The organism is Tabrizicola sp. T74 (assembly GCF_057219935.1).
The window spans coordinates 300,250-321,705 of record NZ_JBXVVT010000006.1 but is presented as its reverse complement, the minus strand read 5'-3'; the positions used below and the strand labels follow the sequence as shown (position 1 = coordinate 321,705).

Below are 21,456 nucleotides of genomic sequence, written 5' to 3'. Positions count from 1 at the left end.
CCCCCGGTTGCCAACCCGGCCCACCCGTGCCAGCCTGACCCAATGTCCCAAACCCTCATCATCGGCGCAGGCATCACTGGTGCGGCGCTCGCCTACCAGCTGTCCCGGCGCGGAGAGCAGGTCACCATCCTCTCCACCCATGCCGAAGGCGGCCTCGCCTCGGCCGCCAGCTTCGGCTGGCTCAACGCCTCCTACTACCTGAACCACCCGCATTACCGCCTGCGTCACGAGGGCCTCGCCGCCCATCGCCGCCTCACCGAAGCCCTGCCAAACCTGCCCACCACCTGGCCCGGCTGCCTGTGGTATGAGGCGACGGGCGACGCGCAAGAGGAAACCGCCTCCGACCTTGCGGCCCTCGGCTACCAGGTCCAGCGCCTGACCCGCGCCCAGATCGCCGAGCGTCTCCCCGCCCTCGGCCCCGTCCCGGAGGCCGCACTCTTCTTCCCAGGCGAAGGCGTGGCCGACCCGGCCGTCCTTGCCCGCGCGCTGATCGCAGCCTCTGGCACACAGGTCACCCGCGCCACCGTCCAGTCCATCACCGAAGAAAAGGGCAGGGTGACCGGCGTCCTCACCGACCTTGGCCCGATGTCTGCAACCCGCGTCATCCTCGCCACCGGCACCGGCACGCCCGCGCTCCTCCAGCCCATGGGCTACACCCTGCCCATGCTGAAACGCCCCGGCCTGATGATCCGCACCAACCCCCAGCCGCCGATCTGCCCCATGGTCCTCGCCACCCCCGACCAGGAGGTCCGCCAGGACGCGGACGGTGCCCTCGTTGCCCCCGCCTCTGCCGGCCACCAGTCCGACCATGCCGAGGTGCTCGGGGCCTTCCCCGTGGTGGTCAACGCCACCCTGCAACGCCTGCGCACACTTTTCCCCGGCCACGACATCCACTTCGCCCACCAGGCGATGGCGATGCGCCCGGTTCCCGGCGACGGCTTGCCCGTCGTGGGGCAGGGGCCCATCGAGGGCCTGTGGCTGGCCGTCATGCACTCCGGCGCAACCCTGGCGCCCGTCGTGGCCGAGTGTCTCGCCGAGGAAATCACCGGCGGCCCCGAAAACCCGCTGCTGAAAGACTTCCGCCCCGCCCGGTTCCAATAGAAAAGGGCGCCCGAAGGCGCCCCCATATTTTCGTCGAAAATTTGCAATCCGATCTGTCTGGCCTCAGCCCTTCAGGATCGACCGACCGGCATACTCCGCCGTCTCGCCCAGCATCTCCTCGATCCGGATCAGCTGGTTGTACTTGGCGAGGCGATCCGACCGCGACAGCGACCCGGTTTTGATCTGCCCGCAGTTCGTTGCGACCGCGAGGTCGGCGATGGTCGAATCCTCGGTTTCGCCCGACCGGTGAGACATCACATTGGTATACCGCGCGCGGTGCGCCATATCGACGGCCTGCAGCGTCTCGGTCAGCGTGCCGATCTGGTTCACCTTCACCAGCATCGAATTCGCCACCCCGTCCTTGATCCCCCGCGCCAGACGCTTGGGGTTCGTCACGAACAGGTCGTCACCCACCAGCTGGATCTTCGACCCCAGACGCTCGGTCAGAAGCTTCCAGCCCTCCCAGTCATCCTCGCCGCAACCGTCCTCGATCGAGATGATCGGATAGTCGTTCGCCAGGCCCACCAGGAAATCGACGTTGCCCTCGATGGACAGCGACTTGCCTTCGCCCTTCATCTCGTACTTGCCACCCTTGAAGTACTCGGTCGCGGCACAGTCGAGCGCGAGGAACATGTCCTCACCCGGTTTGAAGCCAGCCTTCTCGATGGATTTCAGAATGAAATCAAGCGCGTCGCGGGCAGAGTTCAAGTTCGGCGCGAACCCGCCCTCGTCGCCGATTCCGGTGTTGTGACCCGCCGCCTGCAGTTCCTTCTTCAGCGTGTGGAACACTTCCGACCCCATCCGCACTGCTTCGCGGATATTGTCGGCGCCCACCGGCATGATCATGAATTCCTGGATGTCGATCGGGTTGTCGGCATGCTCGCCGCCGTTGATGATGTTCATCATCGGCACTGGCAGCACGCGGGCCGAGGTCCCACCCACATAGCGATACAGCGGCTGCGCCGTGAATTCCGCCGCGGCTTTCGCCACCGCCAGCGACACGCCAAGAATGGCGTTCGCGCCAAGCCGCGACTTGTTCGGCGTCCCGTCCATCTCGATCATCGTGCGATCGATGCCGACCTGCTCGGTCGCATCAAAACCCACGATCTCTTCGGCGATCTCGCCATTCACCGCCGCCACGGCCTCCAGGACGCCCTTGCCCTTGTACCGGTTCTTGTCGCCATCCCGCCGCTCGTTCGCCTCATGCGCCCCCGTGGACGCGCCCGAGGGCACAGCGGCCCGGCCCATCGAACCGTCCTCCAAGGTGACGTCCACCTCGACCGTGGGGTTGCCCCGGCTGTCCAGGATTTCGCGGGCGTGAATGTCGATGATCGTGCTCATGGGTGTCCCTCAGGGCCGAATGATGCTCTCGTCCGCCCCTTTACCCCGGCTCACGGCATAGGGGAAGCGCGTTTCCTCGCCCGTTCCCGGGCAAAGGCGTAAAGTCCCGATCCGACAACCAGGGCCGCGCCCACCAGCGTCGTTGCCGATGGCCGCTCGCCCAGGAAGATCATCGCGATCGCCAGCGCGAATACCAGCCGCGTGTAACGGAAGGGTGCCACCACGGACACCTCGCCCAGCCGCATCGCCGCCACCACGGCGTAATAGCCGAACAGCCCCGCGACCAGCGCGCCTCCCAGCCCCGCCCATTGTCCGGGGCTCGGCCATACGAAAGTCTGCCCCATCCCCGCCATCAGCAACGCGCCCGAGGGCACGAGCCCGATGTAAGCCCAGGTCGCCACCTGAAACGTCCCGATCCGCGCTGGCATCACTCGTGTCAGAAGGTCCCGCGCCGCCAGCACCACCACGCAGGCAACCGTAAGCAACCCCGTCGGGTCAAACGCCGCCCCCCAGGGCTGCAGGATCACCAGGACGCCGACAAACCCCACCAGGATCGACGCCCACCGCCGCCAGCCGACCTTCTCGCCCAGGAACAGCGCCGCCCCCGCCACCACCACCAGGGGCGAGGCCTGCAGAAGCGCCGAGGTCATCGTCAACGGCGCCCAAGCCAGCGCCAGGATGTAAAAGATCGCCGCCGCCGCTTCGGCCAGCGTCCGCCACAAGGGCACGCCCCGCACGGCATCCAAGGACAGCACCCGCTGCCCTTGCCCTGCCGCCAGCGCCCAGAAGACGCAAGCCCCCGCCGCCCCGGTCAAGGCCAGCACCTGGCCCGGAGGCAGCGCCTCGGCTGACCATTTCAGGAACAGGTCCTCGACGGCGAAGAACGCCATCGACCCCACCATCAGCGCCGCAGCACGGGTGTTGTCGGCGGCGTCGGTCGGGCGGGGCATCAGCGGTCTCCTTCGCGCCCCGCCTACACCGCCCCCGCCGGGAAGGAAACCTCAGCGATAAAGCCGCTGCACCCCCGCCTTGTCATGGATCGCGTTCACCTGATCGGGCGACAAATCCAGCGCGCCCGCCAACTGATGCAGGTAATCCGCCTCGACGCGCGCATCCAGATCGATCGCCATCAACGACACCATGTAGACCTGCGGCTCCAGCCCCGCCGGGACCGCGCGGGCCAGACCCGCCACGTCCACCGGCCGCTGCAGCTCGGCATTGACGGCCTGCACCTCGCGCTGCGTGGCCTCGCCCATCGCCTGCATCAGCCGCTCGCGCTCCGCATCGTCCATCTCGCCGTCGCACTTCACCGCCTGGATCACCGCCCGCAGCATCAAGGCCGCCGACAGCTCTTCCTCGCGCTCGGGCTCCGGCAGCACCACCGGTCGACCCTTGCCACCCGGCTTGTCGGCCAGCACCTGATCCAAAAGGTCCCCGACCCCGCCGCTCGCCCCCTTGCCCCGGCCACCGCCCAGGATGCCGCCATCATCCCGCGGCTCGGGCGCTGACCGTCCGGTCAACTGGCCCAGAAGATCGTCCAGCCCACCCTTTGGCGCCGTGGCGCGCGGCTTCGACCGTTTCTGCCCCGACATCTCGGTCAGCAGATCGCCCAGCCCGCCCCCATCGGCCTTGCGCGCGGTGCCGGCCTTCGGGCGTCCGCTGCCCATGACATCCTTCAACAGGTCTTCCAGCCCGGGCTCGCGTTGCGACGGCTTCGGATCGAACGGCGTGCCACGCCCGGCCTTCCGCTCTGGCGTCGGGGTGACAGACCTGTCCGCCGGCGACGCACTCCCCTTGGTCAGAGCCGTCACGCCCTTGGCGATGACAATGCCGATTGCGACCTTCATCAAAGTCTTGCCCAGGCTCATCCTACCCCTCACACTTTGCAACCTTTGCCGGACATGCTTGCTTGCCCACGGACGCGGGTCAATGCAAAAGGGTCCGCCGGGGCAGGGGGAAAAATGCGCAAAGACCGACTCGACGCCTTCGGACTGACTGCGCTCCTCGGCGTCCAGGGCCTCCTCGCCGTCAACCAGATCATCATCAAGCTGGTCAACGCAGGCCTCCAACCCGTCTTCTTCGCCGGGCTCCGCTCGCTTCTCGCCATCGGCTTCGTCTGGGCCTGGCTGGTCTGGAAGGGCCGCCCGCCACGCCTCCGCCGCCAGGCCTGGGGCACCGGCCTCCTCATCGGCACCCTCTTTGCCGCCGAGTTCCTGTTCCTCTTCCTCGCCATCGACCTGACCACTGTCGGCCGCTCGGCGCTCATCATGTATTCGATGCCGGTCTGGTTCGCGATTCTTGCCCATTTCGGCCTCGGCGAACGGATCACCGGCCCGAGAGCCGCAGGCCTCGCTTTGGCCTTTGCCGGTTGCGCGGTGGCGATCCTGTCGCGGCCCGACACTGGCGAGGCCAGCCTTGCCGGAGACCTCTGCGCCCTTGGCGCCGCCTGGGGCTGGGCGCTGACCGCCTATGTCGCCCGCCGCCCGGTGATGCGCGAAGAAGGCGCCGAGATGCAGCTGTTCTGGATGGTCCTCGTCTCGGCCCCGATCCTCCTGGTCGCTTCCCTGGGGTTCGGACCGCTGATCCGCGACCTGCAGCCCCTCCATATAGTGGGGCTTGTCTTCCAATCCTCGGTCGTCGTGGCAGGCGGTTTCATCGCCTGGCTCTGGCTTTTGTCTGTCTACCCCTCCTCGACTGTGGCCTCGTTTTCCTTCCTGACGCCGATCCTGGCGCTGATCCTCGGGGCACTCCTTTTCGGCGAAACCATCGGTCTGCCGATTCTTCTTGCGGCCCTCTTGGTCGCCGCCGGGATCGTGCTGATGAACCGACCTGCGACAGCAAAGCCACAGTCGCAGTAGACCCGGAATCGCCCTTCCGCCTGGTGCCCACGCCTGTGGGCATCTCAGCTCTGTCGGGCAACCGGGCCTGATTGCAGCGAAAACCGCCGCAGTTCAGAAACTGCGCGAAGTTTGTCCCCAGCCCTGTCCACATCCATCGCTCACGACCCGTCGCGCTCGCGTGATGTGGCGGGCAAATCGTCAAGCCGAAAAATTCGCTTCAATGCAAAATTTTTCCGTTGATAGGTCCTGAAGATTACGACACTTTGACAAAGCGGCGGGGACAACCACTAAATCTAGTGCCGCAGCGAACAGGCAGATCGACCCACATAAAGGGCATCCAAATCGGATGCGGCCCTCTTGGCGGCTCATAACCGCCAGGACCGGACGTCTGTTGCCTGATCGTTGCGACGCAAGGCCGGATGCCCCCGCGATTTGACTCAAGCAAAGGCCGTTAGGCCACAAAAAGAGGATCAGGGGCATGAAGATCGAGCGGAAGTTTACCACCGAAGCCACCGGCGCCTATGGCGCGATGGACTTCACCACCACCGTTTCCGAAATCCGCAACCCGGACGGCAAGGTCGTCTTCCGCAACGACGCCGTCGAGGTCCCCGAGGGCTGGAGCCAGGTCGCCTCCGACGTGCTCGCCCAGAAGTATTTCCGCAAGGCGGGTGTCCCGGCGGTTCTGAAGAAGGTCAAGGAAAAGGGCGTGCCCGAATTCCTTTGGCGGTCCGTCCCCGATGAGGAAGCCTTAGCGAAACTCCCGGAAGATCAACGCATTGTCGGCGAAACTTCGGCCAAGCAGGTTTTCGACCGTCTGGCCGGCGCCTGGGCCTATTGGGGCTGGAAGGGCGGCTATTTCACCACCGAGGCCGACGCGAAAGCCTACTATGACGAGATGCGCTTCATGCTCGCGCGTCAGATGGCCGCGCCGAACAGCCCGCAGTGGTTCAACACGGGCCTGCACTGGGCCTATGGCATCGACGGCCCCAGCCAGGGCCACTACTACGTCGACCACAAGACCGGCGTCCTGACCAAATCCTCCAGCGCCTACGAACACCCGCAGCCCCACGCCTGCTTCATCCAGTCGGTCAAGGATGACCTCGTCGGCGATGGCGGCATCATGGACCTCTGGGTCCGTGAAGCGCGTCTGTTCAAGTACGGCTCCGGCACCGGCACCAACTTCTCCTCGCTCCGTGGGGAAGGGGAAAAGCTCTCGGGCGGCGGCAAATCCTCGGGCCTGATGGGCTTCCTCAAGATCGGCGACCGCGCCGCTGGCGCGATCAAGTCCGGCGGCACCACCCGCCGCGCCGCCAAGATGGTGATCTGCGACATGGATCACCCCGATATCGAGCAGTTCATCAACTGGAAGGTCATCGAAGAGCAGAAGGTCGCTTCCCTCGTGGCCGGATCGAAGATGCATGAGGCCCGCCTCAACGACATCTTCGCCGCGATCAAGTCCTTCGACGGCTCGATGGACGGCGCGACCGACCCCGCCGCCAACCCCGCCCTCAAGGCTGCGATCAAGGCCGCCAAGAAGGCGATGATCCCCGACACCTACACCAACCGCATCCTGCAATACGCGCGGCAGGGCTTCACCTCGATCGAATTCCCGACCTACGACACCGACTGGGACTCGGAGGCCTACATCTCGGTCTCCGGCCAGAACTCCAACAACTCGGTCCGCGTGACCGACGCCTTCCTGCGCGCCGTCAAGGAAGACAAGCCGTGGGAGCTGATCCGCCGCACCGACGGCAAGGTCGCCAAGACCGTCTCGGCGCGTGAGCTTTGGGACCAGATCGGCCACGCCGCCTGGGCCTGCGCCGACCCGGGCATCCAGTTCCACGACACCGTCAACGCCTGGCACACTTGCCCCGAAGACGGCCCGATCCGCGGCTCGAACCCCTGCTCGGAGTACATGTTCCTCGACGACACCGCCTGCAACCTGGCGTCGATGAACCTCCTCACCTTCCACAAGAACGGCAAGTTCGACGCCGAGGCCTACATCCACGCGACCCGTCTCTGGACCGTGACGCTGGAAATCAGCGTGATGATGGCCCAGTTCCCCTCGAAGGAAATCGCCCAGCTCTCCTACGACTTCCGCACCCTCGGCCTCGGCTACGCCAATATCGGCGGGCTCCTGATGAACATGGGCCTCGGCTACGACAGCGACGAAGGCCGCGCCCTGTGTGGAGCCCTCACCGCAATTATGACCGGCGTGACCTATGCCACCAGCGCGGAAATGGCCAAGGAACTCGGCCCCTTCTCCGGCTACGCCCGCAACCGCGAGCACATGCTCCGCGTCATCCGCAACCACCGCGCCGCGGCCCACGGGACGGCCTACGAGGGCCTGAACGTCCCCGCCGTCGCCCTTGACCAGGCGAACTGCCCCGACCAAGCCCTTGTTCAGCTTGCCAAATCCGCCTGGGACGAAGCCCTGCGCCTTGGCGAACAGCACGGCTACCGCAACGCACAGACGACCGTGATCGCCCCCACCGGCACCATCGGCCTCGTCATGGACTGCGACACGACGGGCATCGAGCCCGACTTCGCCCTCGTCAAGTTCAAGAAACTGGCGGGCGGCGGCTACTTCAAGATCATCAATCAGTCGGTCCCCGCGGCGCTGGAAACCCTCGGCTACTCCACCTCGCAAGCTGCCGAGATCGTCGCCTACGCCGTCGGCCACGGCTCCCTCGGCCAGGCCCCGGCGATCAACCACACCGCGCTGATCGGCCACGGCTTCGGCCCGCGCGAGATCGAGAAGATCGAGGCAGCCCTCCCCTCGGCCTTCGACATCCGCTTCGTCTTCAACCAGTGGACCCTGGGCGAGGACTTCTGCAAAGGCACCCTCGGCATCCCGGCCGAGAAACTGGCCGACCCGACCTTCGACCTCCTCCGTCACCTCGGCTTCACCAAGGCCCAGATCGACGCCGCCAACGACCATGTCTGCGGCACCATGACCCTCGAAGGCGCGCCGTTCCTGAAGCCCGAGCACTACAAGGTCTTCGACTGCGCCAACCCCTGCGGCAAAACCGGCAAGCGGTTCCTCTCGGTGGAATCCCACATCACCATGATGGCCGCCGCCCAGTCCTTCATCTCGGGCGCGATCTCCAAGACCATCAACATGCCGAACAACGCCACCATCGCCGAAACGCTGGCGGCCTATGAACTCAGCCACTCCCTCGGCATCAAAGCCAACGCGCTCTACCGCGACGGCTCGAAACTCTCGCAGCCGCTGGCTTCGGCGCTGATCGAGGACGACGAAGAGGCCGAGGAAACCCTGACCAACGGCTCGATCATGGAGAAAGCCCAGGTCATCGCCGAGAAGATCGTCGAAAAGGTGATCGTCAAGGAAATCGTACGCAGCCACCGCGAGAAACTCCCGGAACGCCGCAAGGGCTACACCCAGAAGGCAATCGTCGGCGGCCACAAGGTCTATCTCCGCACCGGCGAATACCAGGACGGCTCCCTGGGCGAGATCTTCATCGACATGCACAAGGAAGGCGCGGGCTTCCGGGCGATGATGAACAACTTCGCCATCGCGGTCTCGGTCGGCCTGCAATACGGCGTTCCGCTGGAAGAGTTCGTCGAGGCCTTCACCTTCACCCGCTTCGAACCGGCAGGCATGGTCCAGGGCAACGACTCGGTGAAGAACGCCACGTCCATCCTCGACTACATCTTCCGCGAGCTTGCGATCAGCTATCTCGACCGCACCGACCTCGCCCACGTCGCCCCGAAAGGTGCCTCGTTCGACGACCTCGGACGGGGTGACGAGGAAGGCAAGCGCAACATCGCCGAGCCGTCGGACACCGCCGCCTCGAAGTCGCTGGAGGTCCTGAAACAGGTCGCCTCGACCGGCTACATGAGGAAACGCCTGCCGCAGGAGTTCACCGTGCTGCAAGGCGGGCAGGGGGTCACCGCCTTCGGCGGCGGCCTCGCCACCGGCACCGACATGGCCGCACCGATGACCGCGGTCCTGTCGGAAACCCGGGTCTCGGGCTTCTCGGAGTCGACCAGTACCTTCGCCCTCGGCGCCACCGACGCCCGGACCAAGGCCAAGCTGCAAGGCTACACGGGGGACTCCTGCGGCGAATGCGGCAACTACACGCTCGTGCGCAACGGCACCTGCCTGAAGTGCAACAGCTGTGGTGCTACGACGGGGTGCAGCTGAGTCACCTCGCTGTGAGTGTCATCCCCGCGTAGGCGGGGACCCCTTCCAAGTGCAAAGGCCGTTCAAACGAACGGCCTTTGTATTCTTCAAGGGGGCCAAGACGCTCCCGGTTGTCCTCCCCGCACTGCCTGTCATCCCCGCGTAGGCGAGGATCCATTCTTCTGAACCGTTGGAGCGGCATCACAATGGATTCCCGCCTCCGCGGGGATGACACCCGGCACCGGCTCCAACCCCAAACCAACCGCCAAGTCCCGCCAATCCGGGTTCCCCTCCTCGATCAGCCGAACCTTCCACTCCCGGTTCCACTTCTTGATCCGCTTCTCCCGCAGGATCGCCTCGTTGATGTCCGAATGCTGCTCGAACCACACCAGCTTCGATACGCCATACTTCGCCGTGAACCCTTCAGCCGTTCCCTCGCGATGCTCAACCGCCCGACGCGAAAGATCATTCGTCACGCCGCAATACAGCGTGCCGTTCCAGCGCGACGCCATCAGGTAGACGAAGAAATTGTAATCTCTCATGGGTCCCCGCCTTCGCGGGAATGACAGTTGTGCGAAATGATGAACGTCGGCTTAACGATGTCGCACCCGGACCGGACCCGTCCCCCTCGTAGGGTGCGCTACAGCGCACCGTCCGAAGGTGCGCTGTAGCGCACCCTACGCTGCCCCGGCCATCCCGCGCAAAGCCAACCCCAAAGCGCCTCCCTCCCCCCTCCGTGGGGGAGGGATGGGGTGGGGGGCCGCACGCTCGACGAAACCCCTTCCCCCCACCGCCCGCAATGCTTACCTCTGCACCAACCGGAGGCCCCCATGCAGCACTACTCCTACCTCGACCTGGCCCCGATCCCCGAAGGCCAGACCGCCGCCCAGGCGCTGAGATCCACCGTCGACCTCGCGCAAGCCGCCGAGAAAGCCGGCTTCCACCGCTACTGGCTGGCCGAGCATCACAACATGCCCGGCATCGCCTCTGCCGCGACCGCCGTCGTGGTCGGCCATGTCGCCAGCCACACCAAAACCATGCGCATCGGGGCAGGGGGCATCATGCTGCCGAACCACTCCCCCCTGGTCATAGCCGAGCAATTCGGCACGCTGGCCACCCTCTACCCGAACCGCATCGACCTCGGCCTTGGCCGCGCTCCCGGCACCGACATGCAGACCGCCCGCGCGCTCCGCCGCCGCATGGCGCAGGAAGACACCTTCCCCCAGGACGTGCAGGAACTGATCGCCTACCTCGGCGACACACCCGGCGCCGTGCAGGCCATCCCCGGCACCGGTACCAGTGTCCCCGTCTGGATCCTCGGCTCCAGCACCTTCGGCGCGCAGCTGGCCGCCTACCTCGGCCTCCCCTACGCCTTCGCCTCCCATTTCGCGCCCACCCACCTGGAGGAGGCGCTCGACATCTACCGCCGCACCTTCCGCCCCTCGGCCCACCTTGCGAAACCCCATGCGATGATGGCCATCGGCGTCTCCGCCGCCGCGACGGACGAGGAAGCGACCTACCTCCGCTCCTCCCAACTCCTCGCCTTCGCGCGCCTCCGCACCGGCCGCCCCGGCCAACTCCCGAGGCCCACCCGTGACCTCGGCGACATCCCCGAATCCATCCTCGCCCAGGCCCGCTACGCGCTCTCCTGCTCCGCCGTAGGCTCCCCCGCGACGGTGCGCCAGCAACTGACCGCCCTCATCACCCGCCACCAGCCCGATGAGGTGATGATCACCGGCATGATGCACGACCACGCCGCCCGCGTCCGCTCGCTCCAGATCGCCGCCGAAGTCCTGGCCGACCTCACCACCCCCGCCGCAGCCGCCTGAAACGGCGCGAAAACCGGCGTGCCACAGGTCTTAACACCACCCTAATAGAAAATCGCAACCCATTGAAATCAAAAGCATCGCAGCGTTTGTCCACCGTGGACACATCTGCGGGATTTGACCGCACCCCCCGGTCCCGCTAGCATCGCACCCCATGAAACCGACCCCGAAACAGGCCCTCCGAGACACCGGCGTCCGCGTGACCCGCCAGCGCGAGGCCCTCCTCAAGGTCCTGACTGAAGCCCAGGACCACCCCGACGCCGCCGAGCTGCACCGGCGGGCGAGAACCCTCGACGACAGCCTCTCCCTCGCCACCGTCTACCGCACCCTCTCGGTCCTCGAACGGGAAGGCGTCGTCCTCCGCCTCGCCCTCGAAAACGGCGGCGCGAGGTACGAGGTCGCCGACACCCCCCACCACGACCACATCGTCGACCTCGACACCGGCACGATCATCGAATTCCAGTCCGAGAAGATCGAGGAACTCCAACGCCAGATCGCCGCCGAACTCGGCTACGAGATCGTCCATCACCGGATGGAACTCTACTGCCGGAAGAAGCCCTAGACGGTCCTGACGAGCCGCAGCGCATCATAGATCGCCGCGTGGGTGTTCCGGGCCTCGACCGCGTCCCCGATCCGGAACAGCTGGAACCCCTCCACCGCAGGCTGCGGCTTCCCGTCGATCAGGGCGTCATAGTCGACCGCCCCCTTGTTCCCCGACGCCGGCTTCAGATCGAAATACAGGTCCGCCAGCGGCTGCGTCCCCCCATTGACGATCACCTGATCGTACACCGCCGTCTTGTCGAGCTTCATGTAATCCGACCCGATCACCGCCTCCAGCTGGTTCCCCGCCCGCCGCACGGCATCCAGCCGGTAGGTCACCGTGAAGGTCACCGCCTTGTCCTGCAGCGCCCGCATGTAGGGGACGAGGTTCATCCCCATCACTTCCGGCGAGAACGTCCGGTCCCGCGTCATCACCTCGACCCGTCCGCCAGCCTCGGCGATCATCTGGGCCGCCTGCAGCGCCGCGTGGTCCCCAGCCTCGTCATAGATCAGGACGTTGGTCCCGGGCTTCGCATCCCCCGAAAGGATGTCCCAGGCCGAGATCACCAGATCGTTCCCCTCTGCCAGAATCCCCGTCGTCGGCATCCCCCCCGTCGCGATCACCACCACGTCCGGCGCCTCGGCCAGCACGTCGGAAGCCTCTGCCCAGGTGTTGAAGCGGAACTCCACCCCCAGCCGCTGGCACTGCGCCAGCCGCCAGTCGATGATCCCGATCATCTCGGCCCGCCGCTTCGACTGCGCGGTCAGCCGGACCTGCCCGCCGGGCTTGTCTGCGACCTCGAAGACCACCACCGAATGCCCCCGCTCCGCCGCCACCCGAGCCGCCTCAAGCCCCGACGGACCGGCCCCCACGACGACGACCTTCTTCTGAACCGCAGCCTTCTCGATATGGTGCGGCTGGGTCTGCTCGCGGCCCGTCGAGGGGTTGTGGATGCAGAGCGCCATGCCCCCCTGATAAATCCGGTCCAGACAGTAGGTCGCCCCGACACAGGGCCGGATGTCGTCCTCGCGCCCCTCCACGATCTTCCGCACGATATGCGGGTCCGCCATGTGCGCGCGGGTCATCCCCACCATGTCGACCTGACCCGTCGCGACCGCGTGCCGGGCCGTCGCCACGTCCGGTATCCGCGAGGCATGCAGCGTCGGCATCCCGACCTCGGCCTTGATCCGGCCCGCAAAGTCCAGGTGCGGAGCCGACCGCATGCCCTGCACCGGGATCAGGTCGGTCATCGCCGGGTCGGTGTGGATGCGGCTGCGGTTGATGTTAAGGTAGTCCACCAAGCCACTGTCACGGAAGATCTTTCCGATGGCGACACCTTCCTCGATGTCGATCCCGCCGGGCTCCATCTCGTCCACGCCATAGCGCATCCCGATGATGATCTTCGGTCCCACCTTCTTCCGGATCGCCGCCAGGATCTCCATCGTCAGCCGCGCCCGGTTCTCCAGCGACCCGCCATAGGGTGCGTCCAGCGTATTCGTCAGCGGCGACATGAACTGGTCGAGGAGATGCCCGTGGCACATGATCTCGATCCCGTCGAGGCCTGCCGCCTGCATCCGTTCAGCCGCGTCCACGTAGTCGCGGATGATCCGGGCGATGTCCCAGTCCTCGGCCGGTTTCGGGGTCGCGCGGTGGGCCGGTTCCCGTTCGCTGGTGGACGACACTACCGGCAGCCAGTCGCCTTTGTCCCAGCGCGTCCGCCGCCCAAGGTGCGACAGCTGGATCATCACCGCCGCCCCGGCCTCATGACAGTCGTCGGCCAGCCGCTTCATCCAGGGCACGATCTCGTCTTTCCAGACCAGAAGGTTGGAAAACACCGGCGGGCTGTCGCGGCTGGTGCTGGCGGACCCTGCGGTCATCACCATCGACACCCCAGCCTTCGCGCGCTCCAGGTGGTACAGCCGATAGCGGTCCTTCGGCAGGCCGTCGTCGCCATAGGCCGGTTCATGGCTGGTGGTCATGATCCGGTTGCGCAGGGTCAGATGCTTCAGCTGGAAGGGCTGGAGAAGGGGATCGTTCGACATCTTTGCGGCCCGCAATTCAAGTATGTCCGGATGCTAGAGCGGTGCCCGACGCCACGCAAGAGAAAACTCGACACATATGTCGAGTTTATGCGGTCTTGTCTAGAACCGTCGGCCAAGCCTAGGGTGGCGCATGACCATGGAACGACCGGAACGCGGCTGGCGGGGTACGCCGGACATCTGGCTGGACGCGGCCTATGACCTGCTGGTCGAAGGCGGCATTGATGCCGTCAAGGTCATGCCGCTGGCCGAACGGCTGGGCCTGTCACGCACGTCGTTCTACTGGCATTTCCCCGACCGCGAGGCGCTGCTTGCGGGGCTGGTCGACCGCTGGCGGACAAGGAACACGGCCAACCTTGTCGCGCGTTGCGAAACCCCGGCTGCGACAATCTCCGAGGCGCTGTTGAACCTCTTCGACTGCTGGTACGACAGTGACCTGTTCGACAGCCGGCTGGAATTTGCCCTGCGGACCTGGTCACTGACTGATCCCGCAGTCGCCGCCGCGATGGCCGAGGCCGACGCCGTCCGGGTCGCTGCGATCACCGGGCTTTTCCGCCGCTTCGGCTATGATCAGACCGAAGCCGACACCCGCGCCCGCACACTGTATCTTACTCAGGTCGGCTATATCGCCTTGCGGTCGCAGGAAAGCTTTGAGGTCCGGATGAGCCGGGTCCCGGCCTATGTGCTGACCTTTTGCGGCACCGCGCCGACCGAGACCGAAGTGGCGGCGTTCCAGGCGCGCCACGCGGTCAGGTCAAGCGCAGAAGCAGGTCCTTGAGGGTCCGCGCCTCGTCGGCGGTCAGCGGGGCGACCGTATCAGCCGAAACGGACAGCGCCGTGGCCACCTTCTCGGCGAACAGAGCCTCGCCTGCCGGGGTCAGGCTGACGGTCAGGCGACGACGGTCGGACGGGTCGGCGCTGGTGGCCACATAGCCAAGCTTGGCCAGCCGGTCGACCACGCCCTTGATCGTCGCGGCATCCATTGCCGTCGCTCGGCCAAGGAGGTTCTGCGACTGCGGGCCAATCTCGGCCAGCCGGGCAAGGACCGCGAACTGGGTGGTCGTGACCTCGGGGATCGCGGCGGCAAAGATCGCCAGATGCCGCTGGGTGACCCGGCGCAGGACATAGCCGATCTGGTCGTCAAGGCGATAGGATTTGGCGTCGGTCATACCTTCGCGATACGACGTGCAAGGGGCAGGTGCAAGGTCGTTGACAGAATCTGCGCAGCGGCTTCAGACTGTTGCTACACAAATGAAATGGGGACCGCCGACTTGAACTATGCCCGCCCCCAGACCTTGACCGAGGCGCTTGGCCACTTGGCCGATGGCGGTCGCGTTCTGGCGGGTGGGACGGACCTATACCCTGGGGCAGGTGGCCAGCTTTCCGGGCCAGTGGTGGATCTGGCCGGTCTGGCTGACCTTTCGCGGCTGCAACTGGGCGCGGACCTGCGGATCGGGGCCGGGACGTCCTGGACCACGATTGCCGAGGCCGCGCTGCCGCCGGCCTTGCGGGCGTTGCAGCAGGCGGCGCGGCAGGTCGGCGGGCGGCAGATCCAGAATGCCGGGACCATCGGCGGCAACCTCTGCAACGCCTCGCCCGCCGCAGACGGCGTGCCGCCCCTTCTGGCGTTGGGGGCAGAGGTCGAGCTGGTCTCGGCCAAGGGGACGCGGCGACTGCCACTGCAGGCCTTCCTCCTTGGCCCGCGCCGCACCGCGCTCCAACCCGGAGAGTTGATGGCTGCGGTTCTGATCCCTGGGCCGGGCCTTCAGGACCAGTCTGCCTTTGTCAAACTGGGCGCGCGGACGCATCTGGTGATCTCGATTGCCATGGTTGCGGCGCGGTTGGAGCTGGAGGCGGGCCGGGTGACGGCGGCTGCGGTTGCGGTCGGGGCCTGCTCTCCGGTGGCGGTGCGGCTGCCCTTGGTCGAAGCCGCGCTTCTGGGCGCACCGGTCGATCAGGCGGCAAGCCGGGTGCGGGCGGAGGATGTGACGGCGGCGCTGTCGCCCATCGACGATGTGCGGGCCACGGCGGCCTACCGGCGCGAGGCGGCGGTGGACCTGGTGCGGCGTGCCGTGGTGGAGGCGCTGGGATGATCCGGTTCCGGCTGAATGGCAGCGAAGTGGCGGTCGAAGCCCAACCGTCCGAACGCCTGTCGGAAACCCTGCGCGAACGGCTGGGGAAGGTCGGCACCAAGGTCGGCTGCGATGCGGGTGATTGCGGGGCCTGCACGGTGCTTCTGGACGGCGCGGCGGTCTGCGCCTGCCTGACGCCCGCAGCGCGGGTCTCGGGTCGCCATGTGACCACGGTCGAGGGCGAGACGCCGGAACTGACCCGCCTGCGCGACAGCTTCCACGCGCACGGGGCCGCACAATGTGGCATCTGCACGCCGGGGATGCTGCTGACCGCGGCGGATCTGCTGACGCGGAATGCCCGGCCTTCCGAGGATGAGGTGGAACAGGCCCTGGGCGGCGTCCTCTGCCGCTGCACCGGCTATCGCAGCATCATCGCCGCCGTGGTTGCAGCGGGGCAGGGCACCCTGCCGGCCAGCGCGGACGGGGCGGTCGGGACCAGCGTCTGCCGCCTCGACGGTGCGGCCAAGGTCGCGGGCGACAGCTTCGGCGCAGACGAATGGCCCGAGGGCGCGCTGGTGGTGAAGGCCGTCCGCTCGCCCCATCCCCATGCCGCGTTCCAGATCGGTGACTTGACCGCCTTCCGCGCCCGGCCCGGGGTTGTTGCGGTCTTCACCGTGGCCGACATCCCCGGCCGCAACGCCTTTTCCGTCATTCCCCCCTTCGCCGACCAACCCGCCATCGCCGCCTCTCCCGCCCGGTTCCGGGGCGAATGCGTTGCGCTGGTAGCCTTCGAGCCGGGGGCCGAGGCTGATCTGACCGACTTCCCGATCACCTGGACTGCGCTGGAGCCGCTTGCGACGACCGAGGCCGCCGAGGCGGGTCCGGCAATCCACGTCAGCCGCCCCGGCAACCTTTTGGTCGAGGGGCGCGTGATCAAGGGCGACGCCGCCGCCGCGCTGGCCGCCAGCGCGCATGTCCTCGAAGGGGTGATGACCACCGCCTTCGTCGAACACGCCTATATCGAGCCCGAAGCCGGGGCTGCATGGATGGAGGACGACACTCTCGTCATCCGCGCCTGTACCCAGGCCCCCGGCATGGACCGTGAGGATACCGCCGCGATCCTGGGCCTGCCGCTGGACCGCGTCCGGATCATCCCATCGGCCACCGGGGGCGGGTTCGGGTCCAAGCTCGACATTTCGCTGCAACCCCTGATCGGCCTTGTGACGCTGAAGACCGGGCGGCCGTGCCGAATGGTCTACTCGCGCCAGGAAAGCATGACCTCGACCACCAAACGCCATCCGGCCGAGATGCGGGGCCGGATCGGCTGCGACGCCCAGGGCCGGATCACGGGGGTGGAGTTCGAGGGACGCTTCAACACCGGGGCCTATTCCAGTTGGGGTCCGACCGTGGCGAACCGGGTGCCGGTGCATGTCTCTGGCCCCTACCTTACGCCCGCGATCAGCGCGAAGGCGCGGGCGATCCACACCCACGGCCCGGTTTCCGGCGCGTTCCGGGGCTTCGGTGTGCCGCAAGGCGCGCTTTGGCAGGAAACGCTCTACGACCGCCTTGCCGACAATGCCGGGATCGACCGGCTGGAGTTTCGCCTGATCAACGCGCTCCGCGATGGTGATGCCTCCGCAACCGGTCAGGTCCTGCGGGCGGTCGGCATCCATGAATGCCTGACTGCTCTGAAACCGCACTGGACCCGCGCCCTTACCGAGGCAGCAGGACAAAGGGGCAGGGGCGTCGGCGTCGCCTCCTGCTGGTACGGCTGCGGCAACACCGCGCTGCCGAACCCCTCCACCATCCGCATCGGCCTGTCGCCCCAGGGAGAAGTCGTCCTCCACCAGGGCGCACCCGATATAGGGCAAGGGTCCAACACCGTCATCGCCCAGATCGCCGCCGAGGCGCTTGGCCTGCCGCTGTCCGCCTTCCACCTGATCGGCCCGGACACAGCGCTGACACCCGACGCTGGCAAGACCTCGGCCAGCCGCCAGACCTTTGTCACCGGACGCGCCGCCAAGGCCGCCGCCGAGGGCCTGCGCGCCGAGATCTTGCGCCGTGCCAATGCGGGCGAGGGGGCCGTCCTGTCCCTCGACGCCGCTACCCTCACCGTGAAGGACCGCGGCACCACGGCCCGGATCGATCTTTCCACCCTGCCCGCCGACGCTCACGGCCACGCCCTGACTGCCGAGGCGAGTTATGATCCGCCGACCTCTCCCCTCGACGCAAACGGCCAGGGCGCGCCCTATGCCGTCTACGGCTACGGCGCGCAGATGGTGGAGTTGGAGGTGGACCAGGCCCTGGGCACAGTGCGCCTTCTGAAGATCACTGCCGCGCATGACGTGGGTCGCGCGATCAACCCGATGCTAGCGCGGGGCCAGATCGAGGGCGGCATCGCGCAGGGCATCGGCATGGCGCTGATGGAGGAATACCTACCGGGCCGCACCGAGAACCTGCACGACTACCTAATCCCCACCTTCGGCGACGTGCCCCCGATCGAAAGCCTGTTGATCGAGATTCCCGATCCCGAGGGCCCCTTCGGCGCCAAGGGCCTGGGCGAACACGTCCTGATCCCGACCGCCCCTGCAATCCTGAACGCGATCCGACACGCGACGGGGGCCGAGGTCACCCGCGTCCCGGCACTCCCGCACCGGGTACGGGAGGCCTTGCGATGACCCAGGACCCGGAAAAGATCCGCTGCGATGCCTGCCCGGTGATGTGCTACATCGCGCCCGGCCAGACCGGGGCCTGCGACCGCTATGCCAATGACGCAGGGAGGATCGTGCGGACCGACCCGGTGGTCATGCTCTCCCACACGGTTGAAGCCGGGGGACACATCGTCCCCTTCGCCGCGCGCGACTGGGACGGCTCTCCGGTCCCCGCCGACGCCTTCGTCACCGGCATCGGCTCCGGCACCACCTACCCCGACTACAAACCCGCGCCCTTCATCGTCTCGTCCCAGGTGGACGGGGCCGACATGGTCACCGTGGTGACCGAAGCGATCTTTTCCTACTGCGGCGTCAAGGTGAAGATCGACACCGACCGCTTCCTTGGCCCCGAAGGCGCCGTGGTCCGGGTCGAGGGCGAACCCATCGGCCATGTCACCACCGCCGAATACGGCAGCCAGATGCTGTCCTTGGGCGGAGTTCATCACTTGACCGGGGGTGGCAAGGCCGAGGGGCGCGTTACCTGCGCGGCGATGCTGGCGCTTTGCAATGGCGAGGCGGTGGAGCTGGCCATTGACGGTGGCTCCACCGTGGTGGTCCAGGCGGGCCAGGCGCCCGTCGTCGACGGGGTGCGCGAACGCCGGATGCGGGTCGGCTGCGGCTCGGCCACCATCGGGATGTTCGCGGTGCAGTGGCAGGGGCTGGTCGACGAGGTGGTGGTGGTCGACGACCACATCACCGGTGTCGTCAGCGAACACCAGGCGGGCAAGGTGATCGGCTGGCAGCCGACCGGCATCAAGATCAAGGGCCACCGGTCCACCCCCGGCCGCTATTTCCGCGTCTCGGAACCCGGCCAAGGCTGGGGCGGCACCCGGCTGACCGACCCGTTGGAGATCCTGGGCGACTGGAACCCGAAGAAGGGCGCAAGGCCCGGCTTGCGGCTTCTGATGGTCTCTACCACGGGCGAACAATACGCTTACTACGTGCTTGACGATGCCTTGCGGCCCGTTGTGCAAGAGTTGCCGCAGAACTTGAAGAAGACCGTCGAACTCATTGATGAGAATTGCGAACCTTCGCTGTGCACCGTCCTGTTCGTTGGTGGGGCCGGGGGCAGCTTGCGTGCCGGTGTGGCGAAGAACCCGGTCCGCCTGACGCAATCCGTCCAGGGCGGTGTGACCCGGCTGACCTGTGGCGGAGCCGAGACTTACGTCTGGCCCGGCGGCGGGATCACCTTCATGGTTGACGTCACTCGCCTGCCCAAGGGCGCCTTCGGCTATGTCCCCACCCCCGCCCTGGTCGCGCCCTTGGAATTCACCATGGCCCGCGCCGACTACCTTGCGATGGGCGGGCATGAAGAGGCGATCCGGACGCTGGATCAATCCATCGCCGAGGGCGGCGAATACCCCACGAGCCTGAGGGTCGCGCCATGGCCCTGACCGCCACCCGTCCGCAAGGTGCCGTCGCAGCCTTGCTGCCGGACGGTCGGCTGCATCTGCAGCACGGGCCCATCGACATTGTCGCCCAGGCTTTCGGTGAGCCGCCCGCCATTCGCGCCGCCTACACTCGCGCCAGTTCCCGCTTTGCCACCGTACTGGAGGAACTGGTGGCCGAACTGCCAGCCTTGCGATCCGAGGCCGCGCCTGTCGAAGGCAATATCGCCCGCCGCATGGCCGCCGCCGTCGCGCCCTTCCGGCCCGCCTTCATCACGCCGATGGCCGCTGTCGCTGGGGCCGTCGCCGAGGAGGTGCTCGCAGCCCTGACCGGCCCCGGCATCACCCGCGCCTATGCCAATAACGGCGGCGACATTGCGCTGCACGTCGGCGCCGCAGACCTGACCTGCGCGATGGCAGGAACGGGCGACAGGGTGACAGTCCGCGCCAGTGATCCGGTGCGTGGGATTGCCACCTCGGGCTGGCGGGGCCGCAGCTTTTCGCTGGGGATCGCCGATGCGGTGACGGTGGTGGCCCGGACCGCCGCGATGGCCGATGCGGCGGCGACGATGGTGGCAAATGCAGTGGACCTGGACCACCCGGGCATCCAGCGCCGCCCTGCGCGCGAGGTGCAATGCGACAGCGACCTCGGCGACCGACTGGTGACAGTGGCGGTGCCGCCTTTGTCACCGGATGAGCGGACCGCCGCGCTGGACGCGGGCCTGCGCGCTGCTGAAGCCTTCCGCGTGCGCGGATTGATTGAAGGGGCGGCACTTTTCCTGCAGGGTGAACGTCGGGTGACAGGCGCGCTGGCGCTGGAAGAAGGGGGCGCAAGTGACTGATTTCGCTATCCGCAAGATCGTGGTCCAGCTTGAGGAGATCCGCCACGAAGGCGGCCCGCTCGTGTCGCCGCCGCCCGTCAGGGGCGCGATCTACGCGATCTGCGCCAACCCCTTTGCGGGCCGCTACATCCCCGACCTGCAGCCGGCGATGGAGGATCTGAAGCCCCTCGCCCTTGACCTGACCGACCGCCTCGTCGCCGTACTGGGCGGGCGCGAGGGGATCGACGCCTACGGCAAGGGGGCCATCGTGGGCGAGAACGGCGAAAGCGAACACGGGGCGCTGTGGCATGTCGCAGGCGGCTACGGGATGCGCGACCGGCTTGGGGAATGCCGCGCCATCGTGCCTTCGGTGATGAAGGTCGGCGGGCTTGGCGCGACGCTGGACCTTCCGCTTGGCCATCTGAACGCGGCCTATGTCCGCTCGCGCTTTGACGCGATCACGTTCTCCTGCCCCGACGGGCCGCGGGCGAACGAGGTGCTGTTCGCGCTTGGCATGGCGCGCGGGGGCAGGGTGCACAGCCGGATGGGCGGGCTGGAGATCGACCAGGTCAAGGGGGAGGACGGGCTGAGGTGACGCGCGAGCCAAAATCCTTCGAAGGATTTTGCCC

At 67.0% G+C, this 21,456-nt stretch carries 17 protein-coding genes; 11 read left to right on the top strand and 6 right to left on the bottom strand.

Annotated features, from left to right (window positions below):
* Window positions 1-42 precede the first annotated feature (42 nt).
* Entirely contained in the window at window positions 43-1,101 is a 1,059-nt protein-coding gene (locus tag AC2EAL_RS18625) for an NAD(P)/FAD-dependent oxidoreductase (RefSeq protein ID WP_484725728.1), read from the top strand.
* A gap of 63 nt (window positions 1,102-1,164) precedes the next feature.
* On the opposite strand, the gene eno is transcribed toward AC2EAL_RS18625, so the two are convergent.
* From eno to AC2EAL_RS18610, 3 genes are read right to left on the bottom strand one after another with little or no spacing between them, the layout of a single operon-like run.
* A complete protein-coding gene (eno, locus tag AC2EAL_RS18620; protein WP_484725727.1) occupies window positions 1,165-2,442 on the bottom strand; it encodes a phosphopyruvate hydratase in 1,278 nt (425 codons plus the stop codon).
* Between the two features lie 50 nt (window positions 2,443-2,492).
* A complete protein-coding gene (locus AC2EAL_RS18615; RefSeq protein ID WP_484725726.1) occupies window positions 2,493-3,392 on the bottom strand; it encodes a DMT family transporter in 900 nt (299 codons plus the stop codon).
* A 51-nt stretch (window positions 3,393-3,443) separates the two neighbouring features.
* A complete protein-coding gene (locus AC2EAL_RS18610) occupies window positions 3,444-4,289 on the bottom strand; it encodes a DUF533 domain-containing protein (protein WP_484725725.1) in 846 nt (281 codons plus the stop codon).
* A gap of 114 nt (window positions 4,290-4,403) precedes the next feature.
* Here AC2EAL_RS18610 and AC2EAL_RS18605 point away from each other — a divergent pair, with 114 nt between their 5' ends.
* A complete protein-coding gene (locus AC2EAL_RS18605; RefSeq protein WP_484725724.1) occupies window positions 4,404-5,300 on the top strand; it encodes a DMT family transporter in 897 nt (298 codons plus the stop codon).
* Between the two features lie 460 nt (window positions 5,301-5,760).
* A complete protein-coding gene (locus tag AC2EAL_RS18600) occupies window positions 5,761-9,450 on the top strand; it encodes a vitamin B12-dependent ribonucleotide reductase (RefSeq protein WP_484725723.1) in 3,690 nt (1,229 codons plus the stop codon).
* 131 nt (window positions 9,451-9,581) lie between these two features.
* Here the strand turns inward: AC2EAL_RS18600 and AC2EAL_RS18595 are convergent, their stop codons facing one another.
* Window positions 9,582-9,971: a GIY-YIG nuclease family protein gene (locus AC2EAL_RS18595; protein ID WP_484725722.1), complete on the bottom strand. Its 390-nt coding sequence runs from the start codon at window positions 9,969-9,971 to the stop codon at window positions 9,582-9,584.
* A gap of 288 nt (window positions 9,972-10,259) precedes the next feature.
* Here AC2EAL_RS18595 and AC2EAL_RS18590 point away from each other — a divergent pair, with 288 nt between their 5' ends.
* Both AC2EAL_RS18590 and AC2EAL_RS18585 read left to right on the top strand, forming a co-directional pair.
* On the top strand, window positions 10,260-11,258 hold the full coding sequence (locus AC2EAL_RS18590; RefSeq protein WP_484725721.1) for an LLM class flavin-dependent oxidoreductase: 999 nt from the start codon (window positions 10,260-10,262) through the stop codon (window positions 11,256-11,258).
* A gap of 151 nt (window positions 11,259-11,409) precedes the next feature.
* Entirely contained in the window at window positions 11,410-11,817 is a 408-nt protein-coding gene (locus AC2EAL_RS18585) for a Fur family transcriptional regulator (protein ID WP_484725720.1), read from the top strand.
* Here the strand turns inward: AC2EAL_RS18585 and AC2EAL_RS18580 are convergent.
* Entirely contained in the window at window positions 11,814-13,838 is a 2,025-nt protein-coding gene (locus AC2EAL_RS18580) for an oxidoreductase (protein WP_484725719.1), read from the bottom strand. The genes AC2EAL_RS18585 and AC2EAL_RS18580 overlap by 4 nt on opposite strands.
* A 130-nt stretch (window positions 13,839-13,968) precedes the next feature.
* Here AC2EAL_RS18580 and AC2EAL_RS18575 point away from each other — a divergent pair, with 130 nt between their 5' ends.
* A complete protein-coding gene (locus AC2EAL_RS18575; RefSeq protein WP_484725718.1) occupies window positions 13,969-14,613 on the top strand; it encodes a TetR/AcrR family transcriptional regulator in 645 nt (214 codons plus the stop codon).
* Here AC2EAL_RS18575 and AC2EAL_RS18570 read toward each other — a convergent pair.
* Entirely contained in the window at window positions 14,585-15,004 is a 420-nt protein-coding gene (locus tag AC2EAL_RS18570) for a MarR family winged helix-turn-helix transcriptional regulator (RefSeq protein WP_484725717.1), read from the bottom strand. The two genes, AC2EAL_RS18575 and AC2EAL_RS18570, sit on opposite strands and share 29 nt — an antisense overlap.
* 87 nt (window positions 15,005-15,091) lie before the next feature.
* On the opposite strand from AC2EAL_RS18570, the gene AC2EAL_RS18565 reads away from it, so the two are divergent.
* From AC2EAL_RS18565 to AC2EAL_RS18545, 5 genes are read left to right on the top strand one after another with little or no spacing between them, the layout of a single operon-like run.
* The gene (locus AC2EAL_RS18565) at window positions 15,092-15,928 is read left to right on the top strand and encodes an FAD binding domain-containing protein (RefSeq protein ID WP_484725716.1); all 837 of its coding nucleotides are present in this window, start codon (window positions 15,092-15,094) and stop codon (window positions 15,926-15,928) included.
* Entirely contained in the window at window positions 15,925-18,585 is a 2,661-nt protein-coding gene (locus tag AC2EAL_RS18560) for a molybdopterin-dependent oxidoreductase (RefSeq protein WP_484725715.1), read from the top strand. The genes AC2EAL_RS18565 and AC2EAL_RS18560 overlap by 4 nt, the downstream gene beginning before the upstream one ends.
* On the top strand, window positions 18,582-20,012 hold the full coding sequence (locus tag AC2EAL_RS18555) for a 6-hydroxynicotinate reductase (protein WP_484725714.1): 1,431 nt from the start codon (window positions 18,582-18,584) through the stop codon (window positions 20,010-20,012). The genes AC2EAL_RS18560 and AC2EAL_RS18555 overlap by 4 nt, the downstream gene beginning before the upstream one ends.
* Entirely contained in the window at window positions 20,003-20,848 is an 846-nt protein-coding gene (locus tag AC2EAL_RS18550; RefSeq protein ID WP_484725713.1) for a UPF0280 family protein, read from the top strand. The genes AC2EAL_RS18555 and AC2EAL_RS18550 overlap by 10 nt, the downstream gene beginning before the upstream one ends.
* Complete coding sequence (locus AC2EAL_RS18545; RefSeq protein ID WP_484725712.1) at window positions 20,841-21,422, top strand: amino acid synthesis family protein; 582 nt, start codon at window positions 20,841-20,843, stop codon at window positions 21,420-21,422. Before AC2EAL_RS18550 ends, AC2EAL_RS18545 begins: the two co-directional genes overlap by 8 nt.
* The last annotated feature ends 34 nt before the right edge of the window (window positions 21,423-21,456 follow it).